Genomic DNA, 24,567 nt, shown 5'->3' with positions numbered 1-24,567 from the left:
TCCCTCAATACAATCATTAATGAAGTTTTTTTGTTACAATTTCATATTTTATTTCTAATTCTCAATATTTTCAGTTAAGGATGTCGCTAGTGTCTTCCCTTGTTCATATCCAGCATCACCAATTTCTTTAATATTTTTTGATGAATAAATATTTTGACCTATACTATTTTTACTGTTTTCGTCAGGTACAATTAAGGTAACGTTACTTTGTTCTTTTAATTTCTCCGCTTCTTCATACACTGAAGGCACTTGACCTAGTTTTTGACTAAGAGGAGCCAGAATAATAATATCTTGATAGTCTGACACTAACATCGCATTTGTTGATGAAACCATACCACCATCAATCCAAGAATCTCCCAATAAATTAATGTGTGGCCAAAGACCCGGAACGGCACCACTAGCTGTCACTGCTTCTTTTAAGCTCACGCCGCTATTCTCATTAAAAGTCGACAACTTGCCTGTCCTTGCATTTATCGCAGTAATTTCAAGTTGATCCGTCCATTTAGCATTACCTAATCTTTGTTGTATTGAATCACTTCGAGTCTCTGGTGAAACATTTGATGGGTGACTATTAATAATATCTCCAAGGTACTGTCCGATTAATTGTTCATTATCCCTACCTTTAATAAATGTTTTAGTCCACAAGTCATATATCGCTGGATCAAGTTGAGCATTATCGGTTTCACTATGATGTGTTGCTAAATCTTGATAATATGCTTGCATGTTTTGATTATTTGCTAAAATCGCTCCAACAAATGAACCTGCAGAACTACCTAATATCTTATCTACTTGATTCATTTTTATACCTGAATCTATTAACCCTGCTAGTACGCCAGCTTCCCAAGCAATGCCTGTAATACCACCGCCGCCTAATACAAGTGCTTTATCCTTACTCATTTTAGACTACCCCCTCGTTATTCCGTCTAAATTACATGTTGTTACTATGATTATATACAATATATTATTTCCCATTATATAAACAGTTAAAAGCATTGTACTTATAGCAGGTAAAATTTTAAATAATAAAGATTCGCACAACAAAAATCATCATAATTTTTAGTTAGTATTACACTTTATTTATAATAAGTTTTATAATTATTTCATATAAAGGAATGTCGTATTTTTAAGGAGGAATAACAATATGCAAAAGCTAAATAATAAGGTAATGATTATTACTGGTGGTGCTCAAGGTATGGGAGAAATGCACGCAAAAAAGCTATAGAACATGGTGCTAAAGTCGTTATCACTGATATCAATGAGGAAAAAGGAAATGAATTAGCCAAAACTTTAGGCTCTAATGCGCTTTTTATCAAACATGATGTGACTAGTGAGGATGATTGGCATAATGTAATTGAAACTGTTTTAGCAAAATGGAATAAAATTGATGTTCTAGTTAATAATGCAGGTATGACTTATAACAAGCCGTTAGAGTCTTTAACACTAGACGATTATATGAAGATTGTTAATATTAACCAAGTCTCTGTCTTTTTAGGTATCAAATCAGTAGCTAAGGTAATGAAAGAACAACAAAGTGGTGCCATTATCAATATTTCTTCTATTGATGGATTAGTTGGAGGTGCCATTGGTTATACTGATACAAAATTTGCAGTAAGAGGTATGACTAAAGCTGCAGCACATGAATTGTCGCCGTATAATATTCGCGTAAATTCTGTTCACCCAGGTGTTATTAATACACCTATGATTCAACAAAAAGATGTTAAAGAAGCCGTCGATGAATTTGCTAAACAAATACCAATGCGACGTATAGCTGAAGTTGAAGAAGTGTCAAACATGGTTTGTTTCTTAGCATCCGATGAGGCTTCTTACTCTACAGGTTCAGAATTTGTTATAGATGGTGGCATTACAGCGATTTAATTAATATAGATAAAATGTTAATTAAACATAAATACATCTCATACCAACTTGTTAATTTTTAGTTATAAAAATAAATACTGTATCTCAGAAAATATTATTTATATTGTAATAATTGGAGTAGAAAAAGTTCGCCACAAATGATAATTGTGACGAACTTTTCATATATATTTAGTTAAAATTGAAATATTATTATTTAATAATGTCTATTAATTCTTTTTTAGAGGCTGCGCGGGCTGGTATCCAACCGAAGACAACACCAATAAGCGTTGATACGCCTACAGCCAAGATGACTGAACTTATACTAACTGAACTTTTAACCATATCTGGTGTTGCTATATCGACCACTGTAGCGATGATAATACCTAGTATTAAGCCGATAATACCACCTAGTAGACAAAGTACAACACTTTCAACTAAGAATTGTATTTCAATGTCTCGACCTTTAGCACCGAAGGCACGACGTATCGCAATTTCCTCTGTTCGTTCTGTAACAGAAATATACATCACATTCATGACACCAATACCTGCGATAAATAGTGAAATACCTGCGACTGCTGCCACAAAGTATGTGATGGTATCTAAGACTTTACCAATGCTTTTCATCATTTCTTCGTTATCATTAAAACTATACTGGCCATTTGAAACACCAGTTCCTTTTTTATTCAGTTCTTTTTCAACTTTTTTACCGATCTCTTTTTTATCTTCGCCATCATTGACCTTTACTTGTATTTGAGGTGTTCCTTGAGACAGGTTACTCATATAATGGTCAGCTGTTTTCGTTGGCATTTGAACAACCGTTTCGAGAGGCATGCCACTCGCATCTTGGCCGCTTGCATCACCAACACCAACGACTTTAAAGCCTTCCCCATTAATATAAATTGATTTTCCTACCGCACTATCTGCATTATGAAAGACTTTTTTAGCGACTTTATTATCTATAACCACAACTTTTTCCTGTGTGTCATTATCATCTTTTGTAAAACCATGTCCATGATCAACGTCTGAGACCTGGCTCGCTTTTTTCAAATCAACATCGCCACTTCCATGAGTATTTGTAATTTTAGCGGCATAAGTACTATCTTTACTTTCCTTTACTTTCGCGCTTTTAACACCTTTAACTTGTTCTACAACACTGAGATCTTCTTGTTTAAACGGGTTGTCTTTAGGTGCACTCATATCTTCTGTCATATAAGTAATCATGGCTTGGTCTTTACCTGCACCTGCATCATCAAATTGTTCATTGGTTGTCTTTTTGAAACCATTACCCAATGCCATGATCGTAATAACAGCAGCAATACCGATAATAATCCCTATCATCGTAAAGATATTACGGCGTTTATTTTTTAAAATAGAGCGAAAGGCGACAGACAAAATATTAGAAAAGTTACTCATGCGCCAACACCTCTTCCTCTTTCACACGACCATCTAAAATATGAATGATACGATCCGCTTTGTTCGCGACCTCACGATCATGGGTTACCATAATCATGGTTGTACCTTTTTCTTTATTTAACGTTACAAATAAATCCATAATGTCTTTTGATGTTTTTGAATCAAGAGCCCCTGTAGGTTCGTCAGCAATGACAAACTTAGGTTCATTGATAATGGCTCTTGCGATAGCTACACGTTGTTGTTGACCACCAGACAATTTATTGGGAAGTAAGTCTTCCTTGTTGTGAAGGCCAACATCTTCTAATCCCTTCAATACTTTGTCTTTACGTTCTTTACTACCCATACCGTTGTATATGAGTGGGATGCTGACATTTTCAAGAATTGTATTATTTTGAATAAGCTTAAAGTTTTGGAAGACAAATCCTACTGTGTGATTACGAATGGTTGCGAGTTTATTATCTGAACTTTTTTTATAATTTTCACCATTAAAAAGATATTCACCTTCATAACCACGATCAATAAATCCAAGGATATTGATGAGGGTACTCTTACCTGAACCGGATGGTCCCATAATAGCGATAAATTCGCCTTCATCAATATGGATATCAATATCTTTTAAGATATGATTCGTTTCGTCACCATTTTTGAAGTGTCGATTGATTTTTTTCAATTCAATCATGATGACACCTCAACTTTTTCTCCATCATTTAGATTACCTTTAGGATTTTTGATGACTTTGTCACCTGCTTTAAGTCCTTTTTTCACAATAATTTGGCCATTACTGCGATCAATTTTAATATCACGTTTATGAACTTTATTATGTTTATCTACTACAAATACATCATTATCTTTTGTTAACACATTATTAGGTAATTTCTTAGTTTTTAAAGGAATTTTAGCATCCATAGAGAATCCAGCACGTACAGGGATGTCTAAATCACCAATAATGACATTATATTTAGACGTATCTCCTTCTTTACCGCCAGAAGGATTGTTAACTGTTGGATTAGAAGCTTGGGCTGCACTTGCGCCTTCTTCACTATCTTCGCCTTGACCTCCAGCACTTGCCTGAGCTCCACTTGATTCACCACTCGCGCTATCATCATAGCTAGTTGGTAGTTCATCTACTTTAAGGATTTTACCTTTGCCTTTTTTACCGTTACTATTCACGGTTACATCAACCTCGTCACCCTCTTTGATTTTATCGACATCAAATTCAGTAACCGTTGATTTAATTTGTGGATTGTCTGAAATCAATTGTAGAACAGGTTGACCTTCACCAGCATCTTCACCATTTTTAATATTTACCTTACCGTCAAATGATGCATAAATACTGTCATTCATTTGTTTATCATGTTGTGATAATTGTTGTTGTGCTTCATTGAGTGAACTTTGATCTTGCGTCAATTTAGACTGTAGTTGATTATTGTTTGGACTTTGATTGACCTTTTGATAATCATCGTTCACTTGTTGTTGTGCTTGATCAACTTTATTTGCGAGTTGTTGGCGTTTACTATTATTCGTGTCGTAGCTTAAGAGACGATCACCTTGTTTAACCTTTTGACCATCGTCTACGGCAGGACTTTGGAATGTGCCTATTTGGCTATTGTTGTTATATGTTTTGACTGATTTGGGAGATGCTTTACCTTCCAAACTAATCGGTGTTTCTTTTTTAACTGTATATGTATCGTATCCCTTACTATCTTTATCGTCAGAGCTTGTTGATTGCTTTGCGATAAATGCGGCAATGATAAGAAGTAAGATAATTGCCACGCCAATAATACTCCATAATAGTTTCTTATTCATATCCTATGCTCCTTAAAATGTATTATATTTTGCATGATAACACACTTTAATTATTATATATATTGAATTTAAGGATATTTAAGTTATTTTTAAGTTTGAGATTAATGAAATGTTTTTAATATTATTTTTACTTAGTCTATTTATTATACTTATTCAAAATAAAAATTGATATTTTAAATATTAGTTAACAATGTTATTCTGTTAATAAATATTAAAAAAGGAGAGATACATAAATGGAACAATCTAATGCAGCACAGACTGAAGAAGCGACAAGTTCTAACTTACCTTTTGTTGATCACTTTAGAAAAATCCGTCAAAATCCTAAATGGATAGTGAAATTAATTGTACTTATTGTGTTATCTATTATTTTAGGACTTTTAACTGCACATATAACTGACAACACCAAAATGCTCAAAGATATGGGAATGAGCCAATCTGAAATTGATAAACAAAACCAATTCAATTTAGCAGTTACTATTGGACAATCAATTGGTGGTCTTATCCTAGGATTATTAATCACATTTGTTATTTTCTTAGTTATCTCTAAAATTATGAAATCTGATGCACAAGCAATACATATTTTTTCTGCATCTATCTCTTACTTAATCATTACAATTTCATTTTCAATTATTGTTTATGCGATACAAGCATTATTTGGTCTTACAATTCCAGAAACTCAATTAGATAGCCTGAATATATTCGACAAGGGTAATAATTATTTAGCCGCCTTTAGTTTATCGAATTTATTAGCTGCCTATATTATTTTTACAGTTTATTACGGTACAAGTAAACTTTCTAAAAAAGCATCTATTATTTGGGCAGTCATTGCCTTAATCGTGATGGTTGGCTTTACGCTAGGAGGAGCTGCGTTTACAGAATCTATGAAAGGCTTAGCTAACATGCAATAAAATTAATTATCCTGGGGCATAGGTAATGTCTCAGGATATAATTATGTATGAGTATAGTTAGTCGAATTGCGATAATCTATCTCTTTAAAATAGCTTTCATAAGACTTCCTTTAGACTATCCCCTTATTCTAGACAAATTAAAAACGCCCTCTATCAAGGACGTCGTAAAATTATATATCATAAGCTTTCAAAGCAACGCTCAACATATTTTCTATATACTCTTTAGTTAGTGTTTGCGGTTTAATTAAAATATTAAAATAAATAGGTGAAAAAATAATATCTATAAATAAATCTTGGTCCGCTTCATCAATATCCTTACTAATAATTGACTTTAAAATACTTCTATTACGTTCAAAGTATTCTTTCATAAACTTATCTTTTGCTTCAGTTTGCTGATTACTAATTAAAATTTCTATCACTGCACTACCTAAAGGTGTCTTGTAGATGTTCATTATTTTTATTAAAAAGTCATATAAATTATCAAATACAGTATCGAATTCTGGCTCAATAATACGTGATTGGTCGACAAACATATCAACAATCATTGATTCTTTGTCTCTCCATCGACGATAAATCGTTGCCTTTGATACGCTTGTATTTTCAGCAATCTGATCAATGGTCATATCTTTAAAATGTGTTGTTTCTAATAAACGATTAATTTCTTGATAAATTTTTTTATTTACTGTTGGGTCTTTCGGTCTTCCAGCCATATTTTTCCTTTCTTTTTCGTGCAATGACTTCCACGATTTCAAATATTATAAATGCACTAACAAACCATACTATAAATCCAACAATAATGCTAAGCAACCAAATATTTGTTACCTTTAGCATGCCCCATGTAGCTAATATACTGAATAAAACACCAGTCATTCCGAAGATCGCACCTCTACTGACATGCATAGCTACTTTATTTCCATATTGCATACCAGATATAAACATAGACACTAAAAAGACTGCAGGAAACGTAGCAAAAATACCTCCAAATTCTTTCCAAGGAAGTACTACTGATACGATGTAACTGACTAATACTGCTAAGCCTCCAACTAAAAACTTAATTATTGTTAATTTCATCAAAAATGTACCTCCCTTTTTATAAATGTCTGACTATAAAAATAGCTACAGAAATAATAAACCAACATAATACGGCAAATACTGTACCACTCTTATAATCTTTCTTTTTTATAAAAATTGAGGTGAAAAATACAGTTAAAATGCAAGAGATAATACCGACAATGGCACCTGTACTTAAATGCATAGACATTTTAACGAGCGAATCTCCACGATGATCTATAGCTAATGCTATTACTGCTGCTATGTAGACTGCAGGCATTGTTGCTATTATACCTCCTAATTTACCACCAACTTTGTCAGCAATAATAGAAGCTAATGCTACTGCAAACCCACCAATGACAAAATGAAGTATCGCACTTGAAATAGATATTCCGAACACAATAATCCTTCTTTGCTAATTATTAAACGAAACGTTTCGTTTACTTTTAGTTTAAAACTGTCCTACTATCTTGTAAACATTAAAATAAATATACCTAATTTTCTAATTATTAACGTTTGATACAGCCGTCCATTAGGTCTTTTCTAATTAGTATCAACATAAAAAACTCCTTCCGTCAGTTACAGACAAAAGGAGTTATCGCTATTTCTTATATATTCTTATTTTAATTTCATAATAATCATCATGATCTCTATCTTTTTGTTCAACATATAAACCTGATTGTTGTATAGCTTCGATACTTTTACCTACTTCATCTCGCGCTTGTGTCACATCTTGTGAAAATTGGAATGATTGTGCTTTAACCTTTTCAGGACCAGTTTTTTGGCGAACTTTATCTTCTGTTTGTTTCACATTTAATTTCTGTGCTATGACTTGTTCAATCAATTCTTCTTGATCTTCATGTGATAGTACAAGGACAGCTCGAGCATGGCGTTCTGTTATTTTACCTTCTCTTAATCGTGTAATAACATTAGGTGCTAATTTAAGTAAACGTAACTTATTGGCAATAAAACTTTGACTCTTACCTAGACTTTTAGCCAATTCACTTTGTGTCACATCACCAAGTTCAAGTAGTTTTTTATAAGCTTCCGCTTCTTCAACGACAGATAAATTTTCGCGTTGAATATTTTCAATAAGTGCAACAACTGCAGTTTCCTCATCATCCATATCGCGAATAATCACATCTGCTTGAGACATATTTAAAGATTGCATTGCTCTAAATCTACGTTCACCAGCAATGATTTCAAACATATCTTCTTCGATTGGTCTTACTACAATCGGCTGTAATAATCCATGTTCTTTAATAGATTCAGCAAGTTCATTGATTTTACTTGGTTCAAATACTTGTCGTGGTTGATAACGATTAGGTACGATACGTTCAATATGAATGGACTCAACATTATTATTTCGGTCTTCTTCAATAGAACCCATGATGTCATCTTTGTTTTTTAAACCAAATAATTTTGAAAAAGGTTTCTTCATAATCCATTCGCTCCCTCTCATTTATTTCTATATCATCACATCTTACTTTTCAAGTAAAGGGGATTTATTGGGTGTACCGGGTTTTCTCGGGTATTTCTTAGATGTTTGTCGTCGTTTATCAATGACAATCATTTGTCTTTCTCCTGCGTCTTCTGGTAATTCAAAGTTAAACGTCTCTTTCACGTTACCGCCTAGCACATTAATCGCAAACTTGGCTTCATCTAACTCTTCTTCGCCTTTAGATGATTTTAAAGCTATAAATTGTCCACCTTTTTTAACTAATGGTAAGCATAATTCACTAAGTACTGTTAAACGAGCTACTGCACGAGCAGTAACGATATCGTAAGACTCCCTGTAGTCTCCTTTACCAAATGTTTCTGCGCGATCGTGAACAAAACTTACATCTTGTAGCCCTAATGCATCTGCTAAGTGGTTTAAAAATTGAATACGTTTATTTAATGAATCAACAATAGTAACTTTTAATTCAGGAAAAATAATTTTCAATGGAATACTAGGGAAACCTGCACCTGCACCCACATCACATAAAGTTAATGGTCCATTAAAATCGTAATAAAAACTAGGTGTAATGGAATCATAAAAATGTTTTAAATAAACACCATGTTCATCAGTAATACTTGTTAAATTCATTTTTTCGTTCCATTCAACAAGTAACTGATAATATGTCTGAAATTGTTCTTTTTGAGTGTTAGATAATTCGATGTCATGTTCTTTTAATTTCTCAGATAGCCATTCTATACTCATTATTGATTCACCCTTTGAAGTTTACCTTGTTCTAAATACACAAGTAAAATTGAAATATCTGCTGGATTTACACCTGAAATTCTTGATGCTTGTGCAATGTTTAATGGTTTAACTTCAGCTAATTTTTCTCTTGCTTCAGAAGCTAAGCTATCCACTTTACTATAATCTAAGTCTTCAGGTATTTTCTTTTTCTCCATACGTTTTACTTTTTCAACTTGTTGTAATGATTTATTGATGTAACCTTCATATTTAGTTTGAATTTCAACTTGTTCTTCAACCTCTGAAGGTAATTGATGGTCTTCTTCTAATATTTCTAGAATAGTATTGTAAGTCATTTCTGGTCTGCGTAATAAATCGATTGCTAAAATACCATCTTTAAGTTTAGAACCATTATTTGCTTCAATTATAGATTGAGTATGTTCATTTGGTTTAATACGAATTTCAGTTAATCTTTGAATTTCATCTTTTATTTGTTGACGTTTGTGGTTGAATTTTTCATAACGTTCGTCAGAAATCATTCCTAATTCATAACCTAAATCAGTTAAGCGTAAATCAGCATTATCATGACGTAGCAATAAACGATATTCTGCACGTGATGTTAATAAACGATATGGTTCATTAGTTCCTTTAGTTACTAAGTCATCAATTAAAACGCCGATATAAGCGTCAGAACGACTTAAGATAACTTCCTCTTTACCTAATACTTTCGCAGCAGCATTAATTCCTGCCATAATACCTTGTCCAGCCGCTTCTTCATAACCAGAAGTACCATTGATTTGACCTGCAGTATAAAGGTTTTTAATTTTTTTAGTTTCAAGTGTTGGCCATAATTGAGTTGGAACAATTGCATCATACTCAATAGCATAACCTGCACGCATCATATCTGCTTTTTCTAGGCCTGGGATTGTTTCTAACATTTGTCTTTGAACATGTTCAGGTAGACTTGTTGAAAGTCCTTGTACATAAACTTCATTAGTATTACGTCCTTCTGGCTCTAAGAATAGTTGATGACGTGGTTTGTCATTGAAACGCACAAATTTATCTTCAATTGAAGGACAATATCTTGGTCCAGTCCCTTTAATCATACCTGAGTACATTGCTGATAAATGTAAGTTATCATCAATAACTTGATGCGTTTTATCATTTGTATAAGTTAACCAACATGGTAATTGATCTAAAATGTATTCAGTTGTTTCATAACTGAATGCACGTCCAACTTCATCACCTGGTTGGATTTCAGTTTTTGAATAATCAATTGTTTTAGAATTTACACGTGGTGGTGTACCTGTTTTAAATCGTACAACTTCGAAACCTAATCCTCTTAAGTTATCTGCTAATGTCACAGATGGTAATTGGTGATTAGGACCACTTGAATATTTCATATTACCAAGAATGATTTCACCGCGTAAGAATGTACCTGTTGTTACAACAATAGCTTTAGAACGGTATTCAGTACCAATATTTGTACGTACACCTTTAACTTCTTCATCTTCAATAATTAATTCATCTACCATACCTTGCATGATATCTAAATTTTCTTCGTCTTCAAGGACATTTTTCATTTCTTGTTGGTATAGTACTTTATCTGCTTGGGAACGTAATGCTCTTACAGCAGGTCCTTTACCAGTATTCAGCATACGCATTTGGATATGCGTTTTATCTATTGCTTTTGCCATTTGTCCACCTAATGCATCTATTTCACGTACAACTATTCCTTTAGCTGGGCCGCCAACAGATGGGTTACATGGCATAAAAGCGATATTATCTAAATTGATTGTTAACATTAATGTTTTAGCGCCACGTCTTGCTGATGCTAAACCTGCTTCAATACCTGCATGGCCTGCACCAATTACAATTACATCATATTCTTGAACCAATTGTTTAACCTCCTTATTAATCGTAAATCTATATACATCTCACATTTTGATTTTATTTTTGACTGCCTTTAATCATGTAAATCCTTATTTTCCTAAGCAAAATTGACTAAATAATTGATCGATAAGTTCGTCACTTGCTGACTCACCTATAATTTCACCTAGTATTTCCCAAGTGCGTGTTAAATCGATTTGTACCATATCCATCGGAATACCAGATTCTGCCGCATCAATCGCATCTTGAATAGACTGTCTTGCTTGTTTAAGTAATGAAATATGTCGTGAATTTGATACGTATGTCATATCTTGGTTTTGAACATCTCCACCAAAGAATAGATCTCTGATTTGTATCTCTAATTCGTCAATACCTTCTTGTTTTAACATAGACGTTTGAATTAATGGTGTGTCACCAATCATTTCTTTTACTTCATTTATATCTAAATTCGTTTCTAAATCTGTTTTATTGATAATAACAATGACATCTTCATTTTTAACGACATCATATAATGTTTGGTCATCTTCTGTTAATGCTTCATTATTATTTAATACAAATAAGATTAAATCTGCCTGACTAAGTGCTTTACGGGATCGTTCAACACCTATTTTTTCAACAATATCTTCAGTATCTCGAATACCTGCTGTATCTACTAATCGTAATGGTACGCCTCTGACGTTAACATATTCTTCAAGTACGTCACGTGTGGTACCAGCTACTTCAGTCACAATCGCTTTATTGTCTTGAATAAGGTTATTTAACATGGAAGACTTACCTACGTTTGGTCGACCTACAATAACAGTTGAGAGTCCTTCTCTCATAATTTTACCTTGAGCACCTGTTTCTAGTAATTGATTAATTTCTTGTTTTATACGTTTAGATTGTTGCAATAAAAACTCTGTGGTTGCATCTTCTACATCGTCATACTCAGGATAATCAATATTCACTTCTACTTGTGCGAGTATCTCTAATATTGATTGACGTTGACGTTTAATTAAATCACTCAAACGACCTTCAATTTGATTCATCGCTACTTTAGAAGCACGATCTGTTTTAGAACGAATAAAATCCATTACTGCTTCTGCTTGAGATAAGTCAATTCTTCCATTTAAGAAAGCTCGTTTTGTATATTCACCTGGTTCAGCAATACGTGCACCATGTGTCATTGTTAATTCTAAAATACGATTAATTGTTAATATACCGCCATGACAATTGATTTCGATGATATCTTCTCTAGTAAAAGTTTTAGGTGCCCTTAAAACTGAAATCATAACTTCTTCAACTGTTTCTTTAGTATCCGGATCAATAATATGACCGTAATTAATTGTATGTGAATCTACTTCTGCTAATTTTTTCTTACCTTTATATAACTTATCGCCAATTTCAATTGCTTGTGGACCTGAGAGTCTCACAATACCAATTGCACCTTCACCCATTGGCGTTGAAATACTAGTTATTGTATCAAAATCCATTGTTAGGCTGGCCTCCTTATTCAAGTAAATTTTCAATATTATATTGTAAATTGTTTCTTTTTAAAAAGCTATTATCTTGTTTTGAAATAGACAGGTTAGACTTAGGGTTGTCTGAGGTTAGACTTAGGGTTGTCTAAAAGTCCGCCCCTTTTTCTCTTCCCCCCACCCTACTTAATCTTCTTATTAAATACTTTAGCTATTTTGAGAACATGTTCTAAGCTTCCTTGTATTTCTAATGTCGACATATTTTTTGCAGGATGTCTTGCAATAACTATAATATCTTTCGAGATCATATCTTGTTTATGAACTTTAAAATTTTCTCTTATCGCTCTCTTAATTCTATTTCTTGTGACAGCATTTCCTATCTTTTTTGAAACACTAATGCCTAAGCGAAAATGTTCTTGTTCACTATTGTCATAGGTATATACAACGAATTGTCTATTTGCAACAGACTTTCCTTTTTTATATATCTTTTGAAAATCTGAATTCTTTTTTATACGGTACGCTTTTTCCACCAAACATCACTCGCTTATTAAATTCTCTTACTGCATTATTATAACTCATTTCATTTTTTAACTAAAAATAAACCAGCATTTATCGGGAAAACGCTGATTTCAATTGAAGTCTAGTTGTATCATTTATCTGAAGTTAGTTAGCTTTTCTTATTCTAAACGAAAAAAAAGACCACTGATGAGTCAGTGATCTTATGCAGATAATACTTTACGGCCTTTACGACGACGACGCGCTAAGACTTTACGGCCATTTTTAGTGCTCATGCGTTTTCTGAAACCATGAACTTTACTATGTTTACGTTTATTTGGTTGATAAGTACGTTTTACCATGCAAAACACCTCCATCTTTATTAAGTTATCTAACATCTCCAGGATTGAACTTCCTGATAAATTTCATAGATAGATAAATTGTTAAAGTGTGTAACTATTAATTTAATAGCAACAAAACTTATATATAAGAGATACCTCTTATTGACTGACTGCTATAAGAAATTCTTGGTTTAATATACTTATTATCTAGTCATATTTCAAGCAACTACTACAATATAACAAATTACTACTTATAAAGCAAGCTCATTTTAATACGCTATTACGATTTAATCTTAACTATAATTCGTGAATTCGTGATTTTTTATTTTCTTAAAAACATAGCCTCTTATTCATATTCATTTTTCATACAGCTTTATAAATTATTTCCCAAACTGTTATAGTCCCTTATTTTCATTATTAATAAGTATGACGTTGAGTTATCCACTTATCAACAGTGATTCGTGTTTTCTGTGTGGATAATTACTATACTATGCACAAGTTTACACATCTTTTACGAACATATTCACAGTCATTTGACATCTATCTGACTGAAAAAGTATAATTGTGTGGATAAGTCGTTTAATCATTGATTTTATAAGGATTTATTTATTAGATTTATATACAAAAAGTCTGTGAACAAATCATAGTATGAATTAAGTTATCCACTATCTGTGATTAACTTGTGGATAATTATTAACATGCTGTGATTATTTTTATCCACGGGTGTTATTTTTGTGTATAACTAAAAATTTTTGAGAAAGATGGAGTTATTTATGTCTGAAAAAGAAATTTGGGAAAAAGTATTAGATCTTGCCAAAGAACGAATTTCAAAAATAAGCTTTGATACCTTCGTAAAAGATACGCAACTCTATTCACTCCAAAATGACGAAGCCATCGTATTAGTAAGTGAATCATTTAATGCGAGTTGGCTAAATCAAAAATATAGTGAGATTATGCAAAGCATCATATATGACGTCATTGGTTATGAGGTTAAACCACATTTTATAACTGAAGAAGAATTGTCTAAATATATGAACCCAGATCAAAAACAACCTGAACCAACTTCTACTAAAGAACAAACAACTTCACATAATGTTGAAAACCCAGGTGGTATCGAACAATTTAATACACATAATACGTTTGATACATTTGTTATTGGTCCAGGCAACCGCTTCCCACACGCAGCCAGTTTAGCCGTAGCTGAAGCACCAGCAGAAGCATATAATCCTTTATTTATTTATGGTGGAGTTGGATTAGGAAAGACCCATCTTATGCATGCGATTGGGCATCATGTTTTAAGTAATAATCCTAATGCTAATGTGATTTATACATCTAGTGAGAAATTTACGAATGAATTTATTAAATCTATTCGTGATAATCAAGGTGATGCATTTAGAGAGAAATACCGTAATATCGACGTTTTATTAATCGACGATATTCAGTTCATCCAAAATAAGGAACAAACCCAAGAGGAATTTTTCCATACATTTAATGAGCTACATAATAATAGTAAACAAATAGTTATTTCAAGCGATCGTCCACCTAAAGAAATCTCTAAACTATCAGATAGACTTCGTTCACGTTTCGAGTGGGGTTTAATTGTGGATATCACACCACCAGACTACGAAACACGAATGGCTATTTTACAGAAAAAGATAGAAGAAGAAAATTTAGATATACCAATGGAATCTCTAAATTATATTGCTAATCAAATTCAATCCAATATTCGTGAACTCGAGGGTGCGCTAACACGTTTGTTGGCTTATTCACAACTTCAAGGTAAACCAATAACAACTGAATTAGCTGCTGAAGCTTTAAAAGATATTATTCAAGCACCTAAATCTAAAAAGATTACAATTCAAGATATTCAGAAAGTGGTAGGTCAATACTACAATGTACGTATTGAAGACTTTAGTGCTAAAAAACGTACTAAATCCATTGCCTATCCAAGACAAATCGCGATGTATCTTTCAAGAGAACTAACAGATTTCTCACTACCTAAGATTGGGGAAGAGTTTGGCGGTCGTGATCATACTACTGTGATTCACGCTCACGAAAAAATTGTAAATGATATTAAAGCAGATCCAACATTCAAACAAGAAGTAGAGAATTTAGAGAAAGAAATTAGAAATCAATAGTTGGGAAATAATTTTAAATATTAAACTGTTATAATACAGCTATAATTTAAGATTGAATTTAACTCTAAAAGGGAATAATTACATCGGATATTTTATTTCGCTTACTTTTTCTTTTATAAAGCTAATAGAGATAATCAACTTGTGGATTGTGGACAATGTTGAAAAGGTGTACACAGTATACACACTTTATCCACATGTGTATAACTTTGGCACGTCAGACTTAATGTCACTTATCCACTAATTCACAAGCCCTACTACTATTACTATGAATTTAAAACCTATATAATTATATATAAACGACTGGAAGGAGTTTAAATTTTAATGATGGAATTCACTATTAAAAGAGATTATTTTATTAATCAATTAAACGATACACTAAAAGCTATTTCACCAAGAACTACATTACCTATACTTACAGGTATTAAAATCGATGCTAAAGATAATGAAGTCATCTTAACTGGTTCAGATTCTGAAATCTCAATTGAAATCTCAATCCCTAAACAAGTAGATGGTGAAGATATTGTAGATATATCAGAAACTGGTTCAGTCGTACTTCCTGGTCGTTTCTTCGTTGATATTATCAAAAAGTTACCAGGAAAAGACGTTAAATTATCTACTAATGAACAATTCCAAACGCTAATTACATCAGGTCATTCTGAATTTAACTTAAGTGGTTTAGATCCAGATCAATATCCATTATTACCTGAAGTATCTAGAGACGATGCAATTCAATTATCTGTAAAAGTATTAAAAAATATCATTGCACAAACGAATTTTGCAGTGTCCACCTCAGAAACACGCCCAGTATTAACTGGTGTAAACTGGCTTATACAAGATAATGAATTAATATGCACAGCAACTGACTCACACCGCTTGGCAGTAAGAAAGTTAAAATTAGAAGATACATCTGAAAACAAAAATGTCATCATTCCAGGTAAAGCATTATCTGAATTAAATAAAATTATGAGTGACACTGACGAAGATATTGATATTTTCTTTGCGTCTAACCAAGTGTTATTCAGAGTAGGACATGTCAATTTTATTTCTCGTTTACTTGAAGGTCATTATCCTGATACAACTCGTTTGTTCCCTGAAAACTATGAAATTAAGTTAGGTATTAACAACGGTGAGTTCTATCACGCAATTGATCGTGCCTCATTATTAGCCAGAGAAGGCGGCAATAATGTTATCAAGTTAAGTACTGGAAACGAATTAGTTGAATTGTCTTCAACATCTCCAGAAATCGGTACTGTTAAAGAAGAAGTGACAGCAACTGATGTTGAAGGTGGAAATCTTAAAATTTCTTTCAACTCAAAATATATGATGGATGCCTTAAAAGCCATTGATAATGACGAAGTTGAAGTTGAATTCTTCGGTACGATGAAACCATTTATCTTAAAACCGAAAGATGACGATTCAGTAACACAACTTATATTACCGATTCGGACTTACTAAAATATGTTATAGATCAAAAGTAAAAAAGCTGAGACACAAATATTTGTCTCAGCTTTTTTATTTTATTTGAGTTTTAAAGTGTGTGAGCCTCTGTATAAGCTTAAGAAAAAATTTTTAGGAGGAATTTATCGTTTCAGAAAAAACGAAGCAAATATTGCCTTTAAAATTAAAAAAAGATAATGTAACTCTCGAAAATCGTATTAAAATGTGCTTTAAAAATAAAAATAGAAAATTATCACATTAAGTAAACGTTTACTTTCTTTGTTTTACATGAAATTTAAGCGCAAAACAGGTATAATATATTAATGACATAAAAAGAAATGGAGTGATGAATTTGATTCAAGAAGTTGTTGTAGAAGGTGACATTACTTTAGGTCAATTTCTGAAAACAGAAGGTATTATTGAATCAGGTGGACAAGCGAAATGGTTCTTACAAGATTTCGAAGTTTTAATCAATGGGCAACGTGAAGTAAGACGTGGCAAAAAATTAGAACATCATGACCGTATCGATATACTTGAATTACCTGAAGATACAGGTGCCTTTTTAATCATTCACCAAGGTGAACAATGAAACTAAATACACTCCAATTGGAAAACTATCGTAACTATGAAGAAGTTACAATCGATTGTCATCCTGAAGTGAATATTCTCATTGGCGAGAATGCACAAGGAAAGACGAATCTCCTTGAATCAATTTACACTTTAGCTTTGGCAAAAAGCCATAGAACTTCAAATGATAAGGAACTCATACGTTTTGATTCTGAGTATGCTAAAATAGAAGGTGAGCTAAATTATAGACATGGCACAATGCCACTAACGATGTTTATTACTAAAAGAGGTAAGCAAGTTAAAGTTAACCACTTAGAGCAAAGCCGACTAACACAATATATCGGACATCTAAATGTGGTGCTTTTTGCGCCAGAAGATTTAAACATCGTTAAAGGAGCACCTCTAGTACGTCGTCGTTTTATAGACATGGAGTTGGGACAAATTTCAGCTGTCTATCTAAACGATCTTTCTCAATATCAACGTATTTTAAAACAAAAGAATAATTACCTTAAACAATTACAAATTGGAAATAAGACTGACACAACTATGCTAGAAGTCTTAAATGAGCAATTTGCAGAGTATGCGTTGAAGGTAACATTACGTCGAGAACATTTTATTAAAGAATTAGAACAATTAGCTCAACCCATACATGCAGGTATTACAAACGAGCGTGAGCAATTAGCGCTCAAATATTTACCAAGTTTGAAAATAAGCAACTACGACCGATCGGAATCAGAAGTGCTTGAAGAAGTGTTGGCATTACTTAATGACAATCTTCAAAGAGAAAAAGACCGCGGTGTAAGTCTGTTTGGACCTCATCGTGATGACTTAGGTTTTAATGTTAATGGCATGGATGCACAAACATATGGGTCACAAGGACAGCAGAGAACAACTGCATTGTCTATTAAGCTAGCAGAAATTGAATTAATGAATATAGAAGTTGGAGAATATCCAATTTTATTATTAGATGATGTGTTAAGTGAGCTAGATGATTCTCGACAAACACATTTATTAAGCACAATTCAACATAAAGTACAGACATTTGTAACTACGACATCCGTAGACGGTATTGATCATGAAATCATGAATAACGCTAAGTTATACCGTATTAATCAAGGTGAAATTATAAAGTAACAGAAAGTGATGGTGAACACATTGTCAGATGTAAACAACAATGATAATTATGGTGCTGGCCAGATCCAAGTACTAGAAGGACTGGAAGCGGTTCGTAAACGACCTGGTATGTATATCGGTTCAACTTCAGAAAGAGGATTGCACCACTTAGTATGGGAAATTGTTGATAATAGTATTGACGAAGCATTAGCAGGTTATGCTGATGAAATTAACGTAACAATTGAAAAAGATAATTGGATTAAAGTTACTGACAATGGACGTGGGATTCCAGTTGATATTCAAGAGAAAATGGGACGCCCAGCAGTTGAAGTTATCTTAACTGTACTTCACGCCGGAGGTAAATTCGGTGGCGGTGGATATAAAGTCTCAGGTGGTTTACATGGTGTTGGGTCATCTGTAGTAAACGCCTTATCAGAAGACTTAGAAGTATATGTACATCGTAACGAAACAGTTTACCACCAAGCTTATAAAAAAGGTGTACCACAATTTGATCTAAAAGAAGTTGGTAGCACTGATAAGACAGGTACAGTCATTCGCTTTAAAGCAGATAGTAGTATCTTTACTGAGACAACTGTTTACAACTATGAAACATTACAACAACGTATTCGTGAATTAGCTTTCTTAAACAAAGGAATTCAAATCACTTTAACTGACGAACGTGATGAAGATGAAATTAGACAAGATTCATATCACTATGAAGGTGGTATTAAGTCTTACGTAGAAATGCTAAATGAAAATAAAGAACCGATTCACGGCGAGCCAATTTATATTCATCAATCTAAAGACGATATCGAAGTAGAAATTGCGATGCAATATAATAAAGGCTACGCAACTAACCTATTAACATATGCTAATAACATTCATACGTATGAAGGTGGTACACATGAAGATGGTTTCAAACGAGCATTAACACGTGTACTAAACAGTTATGGTATGAGTAGTAAAATTATCAAAGAAGATAAAGATAGACTTTCAGGTGAGGATACACGTGAAGGTTTAACAGCTATCGTTTCTATCAAACATGGTGATCCTCAATTCGAAGGTCAAACTAAAACGAAATTAGGTAACTCAGAAGTTCGTCAAGTAGTAGACAAATTATTTGCTGAATACTTTGAACGTTTCTTATATGAAAATCCTAATGTGGCTAGAATTATTGTTGAAAAAGGTATTATGGCATCTCGTGCGCGTGTAGCAGCTAAAAAAGCACGTGAAGTCACACGTCGTAAATCAGCTTTAGAAATTTCAAGTTTACCTGGTAAACTTGCTGATTGTTCAAGTAAAAACCCAGAAGAAAGTGAAATATTTATTGTCGAAGGTGACTCTGCCGGTGGGTCTACAAAATCAGGACGTGACTCAAGTACACAAGCAATCTTGCCATTAAGAGGTAAAATCCTTAACGTTGAAAAAGCACGTTTAGATCGTATTTTAAATAACAATGAAATCCGTTCTATGATTACTGCATTTGGTACAGGTATTGGCGGAGAGTTTGATATTTCAAAAGCACGTTATCATAAAATTATTATTATGACAGATGCCGATGTAGACGGTGCGCATATTAGAACATTATTATTAACATTCTTCTATCGTTTTATGAGACCACTTATAGAAGCGGGCTATGTATACATTGCACAACCGCCATTGTTTAAATTAACACAAGGTAAACAAAAATATTACGTCTTTAACGAGAGAGAATTAGATAAATTAAAAGAAGAATTGAATCCAACACCTAAATGGTCAATTGCACGTTACAAAGGTCTTGGTGAAATGAACGCTGATCAATTATGGGAAACAACAATGAATCCAGAACATCGTGCAATGCTTCAAGTATCTTTAGAAGATGCTATTGATGCCGACCAAACATTTGAAATGTTAATGGGAGATGTTGTTGAAAATCGTAGACAATTTATCGAAGATAACGCAGTCTATGCCAACCTAGATTTCTAAGTAGAAATGAACTGAACTTTTGAAGGAGGATCTCTTGATGGCTGAATTACCTCAATCAAGAATTAATGAACGAAATATAACCAATGAAATGCGCGAATCATTTTTAGACTATGCAATGAGTGTTATCGTTTCTCGTGCATTGCCAGACGTCAGAGACGGATTGAAACCAGTTCATCGTCGTATTTTATACGGATTAAATGAACAAGGTATGACACCAGACAAATCTTATAAAAAATCAGCACGTATTGTTGGGGACGTAATGGGTAAATATCACCCCCATGGTGACTCATCAATTTATGAAGCAATGGTAAGAATGGCACAAGAATTCAGTTATCGTTATCCATTAGTTGATGGACAAGGTAACTTTGGTTCTATGGATGGTGATGGAGCTGCTGCCATGCGTTATACCGAAGCACGTATGACTAAAATCACTTTAGAACTTTTACGTGACATCAATAAAGATACAATTGATTTTATTGATAACTATGATGGTAATGAAAGAGAGCCGTCAGTCTTACCTGCTCGTTTCCCTAACTTATTAGTAAACGGTGCTGCAGGTATCGCGGTTGGTATGGCAACAAATATACCACCACATAATTTAACTGAAGTCATTGATGGTGTCTTAAGTTTAAGTAAGAATCCAGACATCTCTATTAGCGAATTAATGGAAGATATCCAAGGTCCTGATTTTCCTACTGCAGGTCTTATCTTAGGTAAAAGTGGTATTAGACGTGCTTATGAAACAGGTAGAGGTTCTATACAAATGCGTTCACGTGCTGAAATCGAAGAACGTGGTGGCGGTCGTCAACGTATCGTAGTTACAGAAATACCTTTCCAAGTAAACAAGGCACGTATGATAGAGAAAATTGCTGAACTTGTTCGTGATAAGAAAATCGATGGTATTACTGATTTACGTGATGAAACAAGTTTACGTACAGGTGTAAGAGTTGTTATTGATATTCGTAAAGATGCAAATGCCAGCGTTATATTAAATAACTTATATAAACAAACACCATTACAAACATCATTTGGTGTGAATATGATTGCCCTAGTTAATGGCAGACCTAAACTAATCAATCTTAAAGAAGCATTAGTACACTACTTAGAACATCAAAAAACAGTCGTACGTAGACGTACTGAATATAACTTAAGAAAAGCCAAAGATCGTGCGCATATTTTAGAGGGTTTACGTATAGCGCTAGATCATATCGATGAAATTATTACGACAATTCGTGAGTCTGAAACAGATAAAGTAGCTATGGAAAGCTTGCAAGAACGATTTAAATTGTCTGAACGACAAGCACAAGCCATCTTAGACATGCGTTTAAGACGTCTGACTGGTTTAGAAAGAGACAAAATTGAATCAGAATATAACGATTTATTAGCATACATCGATGAATTAGAAGCTATTCTAGCGGACGAAGAAGTGTTATTACAATTAGTTCGTGACGAACTAACAGAGGTTAAAGAACGTTACGGTGACGAACGTCGTACAGAAATTCAACTTGGTGGCTTAGATGACATTGAAGATGAAGACTTAATCCCAGAAGAACAAATTGTTATTACTCTAAGTCATAATAACTATATTAAACGTCTCCCTGTATCTACATATCGTGCACAAAACCGTGGCGGTCGTGGTGTACAAGGTATGAATACTTTAGAAGAAGACTTCGTGAGTCAATTGGTTACGTTAAGTACACACGATAACGTCTTATTCTTTACAAATAAAGGACGCGTATACAAACTTAAAGGCTATGAAGTACCAGAACTTTCTCGTCAATCTAAAGGTATTCCAATTGTGAATGCCATTGAACTTGAAAATGATGAAAGTATTAGTACAATGATAGCTGTTAAAGACTTAGAAAGAGAAGATAACTACTTAGTGTTTGCTACACGTAAAGGTATCGTTAAACGTTCATCATTAAGTAATTTCTCTCGTATTAACAAAAACGGTAAAATCGCGATTAACTTTAAAGAAGATGATGAGTTAATAGCGGTTAGACTGACAGATGGTGAAGAAGATATCCTTATCGGTACAGCACATGCATCATTAATTCGCTTCTCTGAAAAAGCGTTACGTCCACTTGGTCGTACAGCAGCAGGTGTGAAAGGTATTACCTTACGTGAAGGTGATGAAGTTGTTGGCTTAGACGTTGCTCATGCTAATAGCGAAGACGAAGTGTTAGTTGTTACTGAAAATGGTTACGGTAAACGTACACCAGTTAGTGAATACCGATTATCTAATCGTGGTGGTAAAGGTATTAAAACTGCAACGATTACAGAACGTAATGGTAATATCGTATGTATTACTACAGTAACAGGTGAAGAAGACTTAATGGTTGTAACAAACGCAGGTGTGATCATTCGTCTTGATGTACATGATATTTCTCAAAATGGACGTTCTGCACAGGGTGTTAGACTTATGCGTTTAGGTAACGAACAATTCGTTTCTACAGTTGCTAAAGTAAAACAAGAAGACGAAGCAGATGTAGAAGATGAGAACGAAGAAAGTACTCAAAATGATCAAACTGGACCTAGCAATGAAGAAGTCATTGAAGGTGGCGCACCTGGTCAAGCTATTCAAACAGAAGTTACTGACGAAGAACAAGATAATTCAGATAACGATAAACGTATCGATGTAAGACAAGACTTTATGGATCGTGTCAATGAAGACATTGAAAATGATTCAGACGAAGATAATGAAGAAGAATAAAATTAAAATATAGACTAAAAATAAGACTTCCCTATAATAAGGGAAGTCTTATTTTGTGTTATATATGATTGAAATAAGACTTTAAGAAATATCTTATATCCTATTCTTCTAATTGCTTCATAGCAAATGGGATTTCATTAATTAAACGAGATGGTGGTACCACATACATCTTTTCTGATAACTTTTCGCCAATATAACTATGTGTATATGTGGCACTCATTACCGCTTCTTTAATACTATCAAATTGTCCTACAAAACTAGTAATCATACCAGCTAGTGTATCACCCATACCACCAGTAGCCATTGCTGGACTACCGATAGCTAATTTATAATCTTCATTTCTAAAGAATATCTCAGTACCATGTTTTTTAAGTACCACTGTAGCTCCTAATTGATTTACCGCTTCACGGTTACGTTCATATGTTTGTTCATCAATTGGAATACCACTTAATCGTTCCCATTCCTTTTGATGAGGCGTGAAGATAACACGACATGATGGTAATTGAGGTTTAAGTTTACTAAAGATAGTAATTGCATCACCATCGACGATTAAATTCTGATGAGGTTGAATATTTTGTAGTAGGAAAGTAATCGCATTATTCCCTTTAAAGTCTACGCCAAGTCCTGGACCAATTAAGATACTATCAGTCATTTCTATCATTTTAGTAAGCATCTTAGTGTCATTAATATCAATTACCATGGCTTCTGGACATCTAGAATGTAATGCTGCATGGTTTGTTGGATGCGTCGCAACAGTGATTAATCCACTACCACTGAATACACATGCACGTGCTGCTAACATAATTGCACCGCCTAAATTGGCAGAGCCACCAATTAATAGAATTTTACCGTAATCGCCTTTATGAGTATCTTCTTTTCTTTTGGGGATATTAACCGTATCTAAAGTTTCCATCTACCTAAACCTCCTTTTACCGGTATTATCTATTTGATTTAACAGTACTTACCGGGTTCAAATTTTTAATTAATATATAGTTGTAGCCTAATACATTTACTTATGAAAAAGGCTTACTCATTTCAAATACAATAGAAAATACTATACCTGTAATAGACTTTCGTCAATAGGTATTTAAGAAATATCACAGTCTACCTCATACATCAAAATTAAAATATTTTAGCGTATTAAATAATTAAATTGGTAATGTAATACAAAAATTATAAAAGGTATTGTTTATGTAAAAATGAAAACGTATACTTTTTACTAATAGAAGTTTTAATTC

Annotated in this window: 21 protein-coding genes and 1 pseudogene; 8 read left to right on the top strand and 14 right to left on the bottom strand. The window is 33.4% G+C overall.

The genetic code is table 11. The annotated features are described in order from the left end of the window. Window positions 1–54 precede the first annotated feature (54 nt). A complete protein-coding gene (locus tag GVY01_RS11480) occupies window positions 55–897 on the bottom strand; it encodes a patatin-like phospholipase family protein (RefSeq protein ID WP_017636709.1) in 843 nt (280 codons plus the stop codon). Between the two features lie 244 nt (window positions 898–1,141). On the opposite strand from GVY01_RS11480, the pseudogene GVY01_RS11475 reads away from it, so the two are divergent. Further along, window positions 1,142–1,875: pseudogene (locus GVY01_RS11475) on the top strand (glucose 1-dehydrogenase). A gap of 189 nt (window positions 1,876–2,064) precedes the next feature. Here GVY01_RS11475 and GVY01_RS11470 read toward each other — a convergent pair. From GVY01_RS11470 to GVY01_RS11460, 3 genes are read right to left on the bottom strand one after another with little or no spacing between them, the layout of a single operon-like run. Then, window positions 2,065–3,267: an ABC transporter permease gene (locus GVY01_RS11470; RefSeq protein ID WP_017636711.1), complete on the bottom strand. Its 1,203-nt coding sequence runs from the start codon at window positions 3,265–3,267 to the stop codon at window positions 2,065–2,067. Beyond that, window positions 3,260–3,946, bottom strand: a complete 687-nt coding sequence (locus GVY01_RS11465; protein WP_017636712.1) for an ABC transporter ATP-binding protein — start codon at window positions 3,944–3,946, stop codon at window positions 3,260–3,262. The genes GVY01_RS11470 and GVY01_RS11465 overlap by 8 nt, the downstream gene beginning before the upstream one ends. After that, on the bottom strand, window positions 3,943–5,073 hold the full coding sequence (locus GVY01_RS11460; protein ID WP_017636713.1) for an efflux RND transporter periplasmic adaptor subunit: 1,131 nt from the start codon (window positions 5,071–5,073) through the stop codon (window positions 3,943–3,945). Before GVY01_RS11460 ends, GVY01_RS11465 begins: the two co-directional genes overlap by 4 nt. 233 nt (window positions 5,074–5,306) lie before the next feature. Between GVY01_RS11460 and GVY01_RS11455 the strand changes: the two genes are divergently transcribed. After that, window positions 5,307–5,981, top strand: a complete 675-nt coding sequence (locus GVY01_RS11455) for a YIP1 family protein (RefSeq protein ID WP_017636714.1) — start codon at window positions 5,307–5,309, stop codon at window positions 5,979–5,981. Between the two features lie 170 nt (window positions 5,982–6,151). On the opposite strand, the gene GVY01_RS11450 is transcribed toward GVY01_RS11455, so the two are convergent. From GVY01_RS11450 to rpmH, 9 genes are all read right to left on the bottom strand, one after another. After that, complete coding sequence (locus GVY01_RS11450; protein WP_017636715.1) at window positions 6,152–6,691, bottom strand: TetR/AcrR family transcriptional regulator; 540 nt, start codon at window positions 6,689–6,691, stop codon at window positions 6,152–6,154. Next, entirely contained in the window at window positions 6,657–7,052 is a 396-nt protein-coding gene (locus GVY01_RS11445; protein WP_017636716.1) for a DUF3147 family protein, read from the bottom strand. The genes GVY01_RS11450 and GVY01_RS11445 overlap by 35 nt, the downstream gene beginning before the upstream one ends. Before the next feature lie 19 nt (window positions 7,053–7,071). Then, window positions 7,072–7,431 (bottom strand): DUF3147 family protein, encoded by a 360-nt coding sequence (locus GVY01_RS11440; RefSeq protein WP_017636717.1) that lies wholly within the window; start codon window positions 7,429–7,431, stop codon window positions 7,072–7,074. A gap of 201 nt (window positions 7,432–7,632) precedes the next feature. Further along, window positions 7,633–8,472, bottom strand: coding sequence for a nucleoid occlusion protein (gene noc, locus GVY01_RS11435; RefSeq protein WP_017636718.1), 840 nt, complete (start codon window positions 8,470–8,472; stop codon window positions 7,633–7,635). A 42-nt stretch (window positions 8,473–8,514) separates the two neighbouring features. Beyond that, window positions 8,515–9,234 carry a 16S rRNA (guanine(527)-N(7))-methyltransferase RsmG gene (rsmG, locus tag GVY01_RS11430; RefSeq protein ID WP_017636719.1) on the bottom strand — a complete coding sequence of 240 codons (720 nt, stop codon included), beginning with the start codon at window positions 9,232–9,234 and terminating at the stop codon, window positions 8,515–8,517. Beyond that, window positions 9,234–11,111, bottom strand: coding sequence for a tRNA uridine-5-carboxymethylaminomethyl(34) synthesis enzyme MnmG (gene mnmG, locus GVY01_RS11425; protein WP_159333771.1), 1,878 nt, complete (start codon window positions 11,109–11,111; stop codon window positions 9,234–9,236). Before mnmG ends, rsmG begins: the two co-directional genes overlap by 1 nt. 84 nt (window positions 11,112–11,195) lie before the next feature. Further along, window positions 11,196–12,575, bottom strand: a complete 1,380-nt coding sequence (gene mnmE, locus GVY01_RS11420) for a tRNA uridine-5-carboxymethylaminomethyl(34) synthesis GTPase MnmE (RefSeq protein WP_017636721.1) — start codon at window positions 12,573–12,575, stop codon at window positions 11,196–11,198. Window positions 12,576–12,742: 167 nt separating this feature from the next. Then, window positions 12,743–13,090 (bottom strand): ribonuclease P protein component, encoded by a 348-nt coding sequence (rnpA, locus tag GVY01_RS11415; protein ID WP_017636722.1) that lies wholly within the window; start codon window positions 13,088–13,090, stop codon window positions 12,743–12,745. A 189-nt stretch (window positions 13,091–13,279) separates the two neighbouring features. Next, a complete protein-coding gene (gene rpmH / locus GVY01_RS11410; RefSeq protein WP_000240855.1) occupies window positions 13,280–13,417 on the bottom strand; it encodes a 50S ribosomal protein L34 in 138 nt (45 codons plus the stop codon). Window positions 13,418–14,169: 752 nt separating this feature from the next. On the opposite strand from rpmH, the gene dnaA reads away from it, so the two are divergent. The 6 genes from dnaA to gyrA all read left to right on the top strand — a co-directional run bounded on the left by dnaA (window position 14,170) and on the right by gyrA (window position 23,329). Beyond that, entirely contained in the window at window positions 14,170–15,534 is a 1,365-nt protein-coding gene (dnaA, locus tag GVY01_RS11405; RefSeq protein WP_017636723.1) for a chromosomal replication initiator protein DnaA, read from the top strand. A 321-nt stretch (window positions 15,535–15,855) separates the two neighbouring features. Beyond that, the gene (gene dnaN, locus GVY01_RS11400; protein WP_017636724.1) at window positions 15,856–16,989 is read left to right on the top strand and encodes a DNA polymerase III subunit beta; all 1,134 of its coding nucleotides are present in this window, start codon (window positions 15,856–15,858) and stop codon (window positions 16,987–16,989) included. Between the two features lie 325 nt (window positions 16,990–17,314). Next, on the top strand, window positions 17,315–17,560 hold the full coding sequence (gene yaaA / locus GVY01_RS11395; protein WP_176745273.1) for a S4 domain-containing protein YaaA: 246 nt from the start codon (window positions 17,315–17,317) through the stop codon (window positions 17,558–17,560). Beyond that, window positions 17,557–18,672, top strand: a complete 1,116-nt coding sequence (gene recF, locus GVY01_RS11390) for a DNA replication/repair protein RecF (RefSeq protein ID WP_017636726.1) — start codon at window positions 17,557–17,559, stop codon at window positions 18,670–18,672. Before yaaA ends, recF begins: the two co-directional genes overlap by 4 nt. A gap of 9 nt (window positions 18,673–18,681) precedes the next feature. Further along, window positions 18,682–20,616, top strand: coding sequence for a DNA topoisomerase (ATP-hydrolyzing) subunit B (gene gyrB, locus GVY01_RS11385; protein ID WP_026083451.1), 1,935 nt, complete (start codon window positions 18,682–18,684; stop codon window positions 20,614–20,616). A gap of 37 nt (window positions 20,617–20,653) precedes the next feature. After that, window positions 20,654–23,329 (top strand): DNA gyrase subunit A, encoded by a 2,676-nt coding sequence (gene gyrA, locus GVY01_RS11380; RefSeq protein WP_017636728.1) that lies wholly within the window; start codon window positions 20,654–20,656, stop codon window positions 23,327–23,329. A 100-nt stretch (window positions 23,330–23,429) separates the two neighbouring features. On the opposite strand, the gene GVY01_RS11375 is transcribed toward gyrA, so the two are convergent. Then, window positions 23,430–24,242, bottom strand: coding sequence for an NAD(P)H-hydrate dehydratase (locus GVY01_RS11375; RefSeq protein WP_017636729.1), 813 nt, complete (start codon window positions 24,240–24,242; stop codon window positions 23,430–23,432). Between the last annotated feature and the right edge of the window lie 325 nt (window positions 24,243–24,567).

It is taken from the genome of Staphylococcus sp. 8AQ (assembly GCF_902506595.1).
In the GTDB taxonomy this organism is placed as follows: domain Bacteria; phylum Bacillota; class Bacilli; order Staphylococcales; family Staphylococcaceae; genus Staphylococcus; species Staphylococcus pasteuri.
The sequence above is the reverse complement of the archived record's forward strand: the minus strand, read 5'-3'. Positions and strand labels throughout refer to the sequence as shown.

Coding starts and splice junctions, on each gene's coding strand:
- GVY01_RS11480 (WP_017636709.1), bottom strand. CDS start 897: ATGAGTAAGGATAAAGCACTTGTATTAGGCGGCGGTGGTATTACAGGC.
- GVY01_RS11455 (WP_017636714.1), top strand. CDS start 5,307: ATGGAACAATCTAATGCAGCACAGACTGAAGAAGCGACAAGTTCTAAC.
- mnmE (WP_017636721.1), bottom strand. CDS start 12,575: ATGGATTTTGATACAATAACTAGTATTTCAACGCCAATGGGTGAAGGT.
- rsmG (WP_017636719.1), bottom strand. CDS start 9,234: ATGAGTATAGAATGGCTATCTGAGAAATTAAAAGAACATGACATCGAA.
- GVY01_RS11465 (WP_017636712.1), bottom strand. CDS start 3,946: ATGATTGAATTGAAAAAAATCAATCGACACTTCAAAAATGGTGACGAA.
- rpmH (WP_000240855.1), bottom strand. CDS start 13,417: ATGGTAAAACGTACTTATCAACCAAATAAACGTAAACATAGTAAAGTT.
- gyrB (WP_026083451.1), top strand. CDS start 18,682: ATGGTGAACACATTGTCAGATGTAAACAACAATGATAATTATGGTGCT.
- GVY01_RS11375 (WP_017636729.1), bottom strand. CDS start 24,242: ATGGAAACTTTAGATACGGTTAATATCCCCAAAAGAAAAGAAGATACT.
- GVY01_RS11445 (WP_017636716.1), bottom strand. CDS start 7,052: ATGAAATTAACAATAATTAAGTTTTTAGTTGGAGGCTTAGCAGTATTA.
- GVY01_RS11470 (WP_017636711.1), bottom strand. CDS start 3,267: ATGAGTAACTTTTCTAATATTTTGTCTGTCGCCTTTCGCTCTATTTTA.
- recF (WP_017636726.1), top strand. CDS start 17,557: ATGAAACTAAATACACTCCAATTGGAAAACTATCGTAACTATGAAGAA.
- GVY01_RS11460 (WP_017636713.1), bottom strand. CDS start 5,073: ATGAATAAGAAACTATTATGGAGTATTATTGGCGTGGCAATTATCTTA.
- dnaN (WP_017636724.1), top strand. CDS start 15,856: ATGATGGAATTCACTATTAAAAGAGATTATTTTATTAATCAATTAAAC.
- GVY01_RS11450 (WP_017636715.1), bottom strand. CDS start 6,691: ATGGCTGGAAGACCGAAAGACCCAACAGTAAATAAAAAAATTTATCAA.
- dnaA (WP_017636723.1), top strand. CDS start 14,170: ATGTCTGAAAAAGAAATTTGGGAAAAAGTATTAGATCTTGCCAAAGAA.
- noc (WP_017636718.1), bottom strand. CDS start 8,472: ATGAAGAAACCTTTTTCAAAATTATTTGGTTTAAAAAACAAAGATGAC.
- gyrA (WP_017636728.1), top strand. CDS start 20,654: ATGGCTGAATTACCTCAATCAAGAATTAATGAACGAAATATAACCAAT.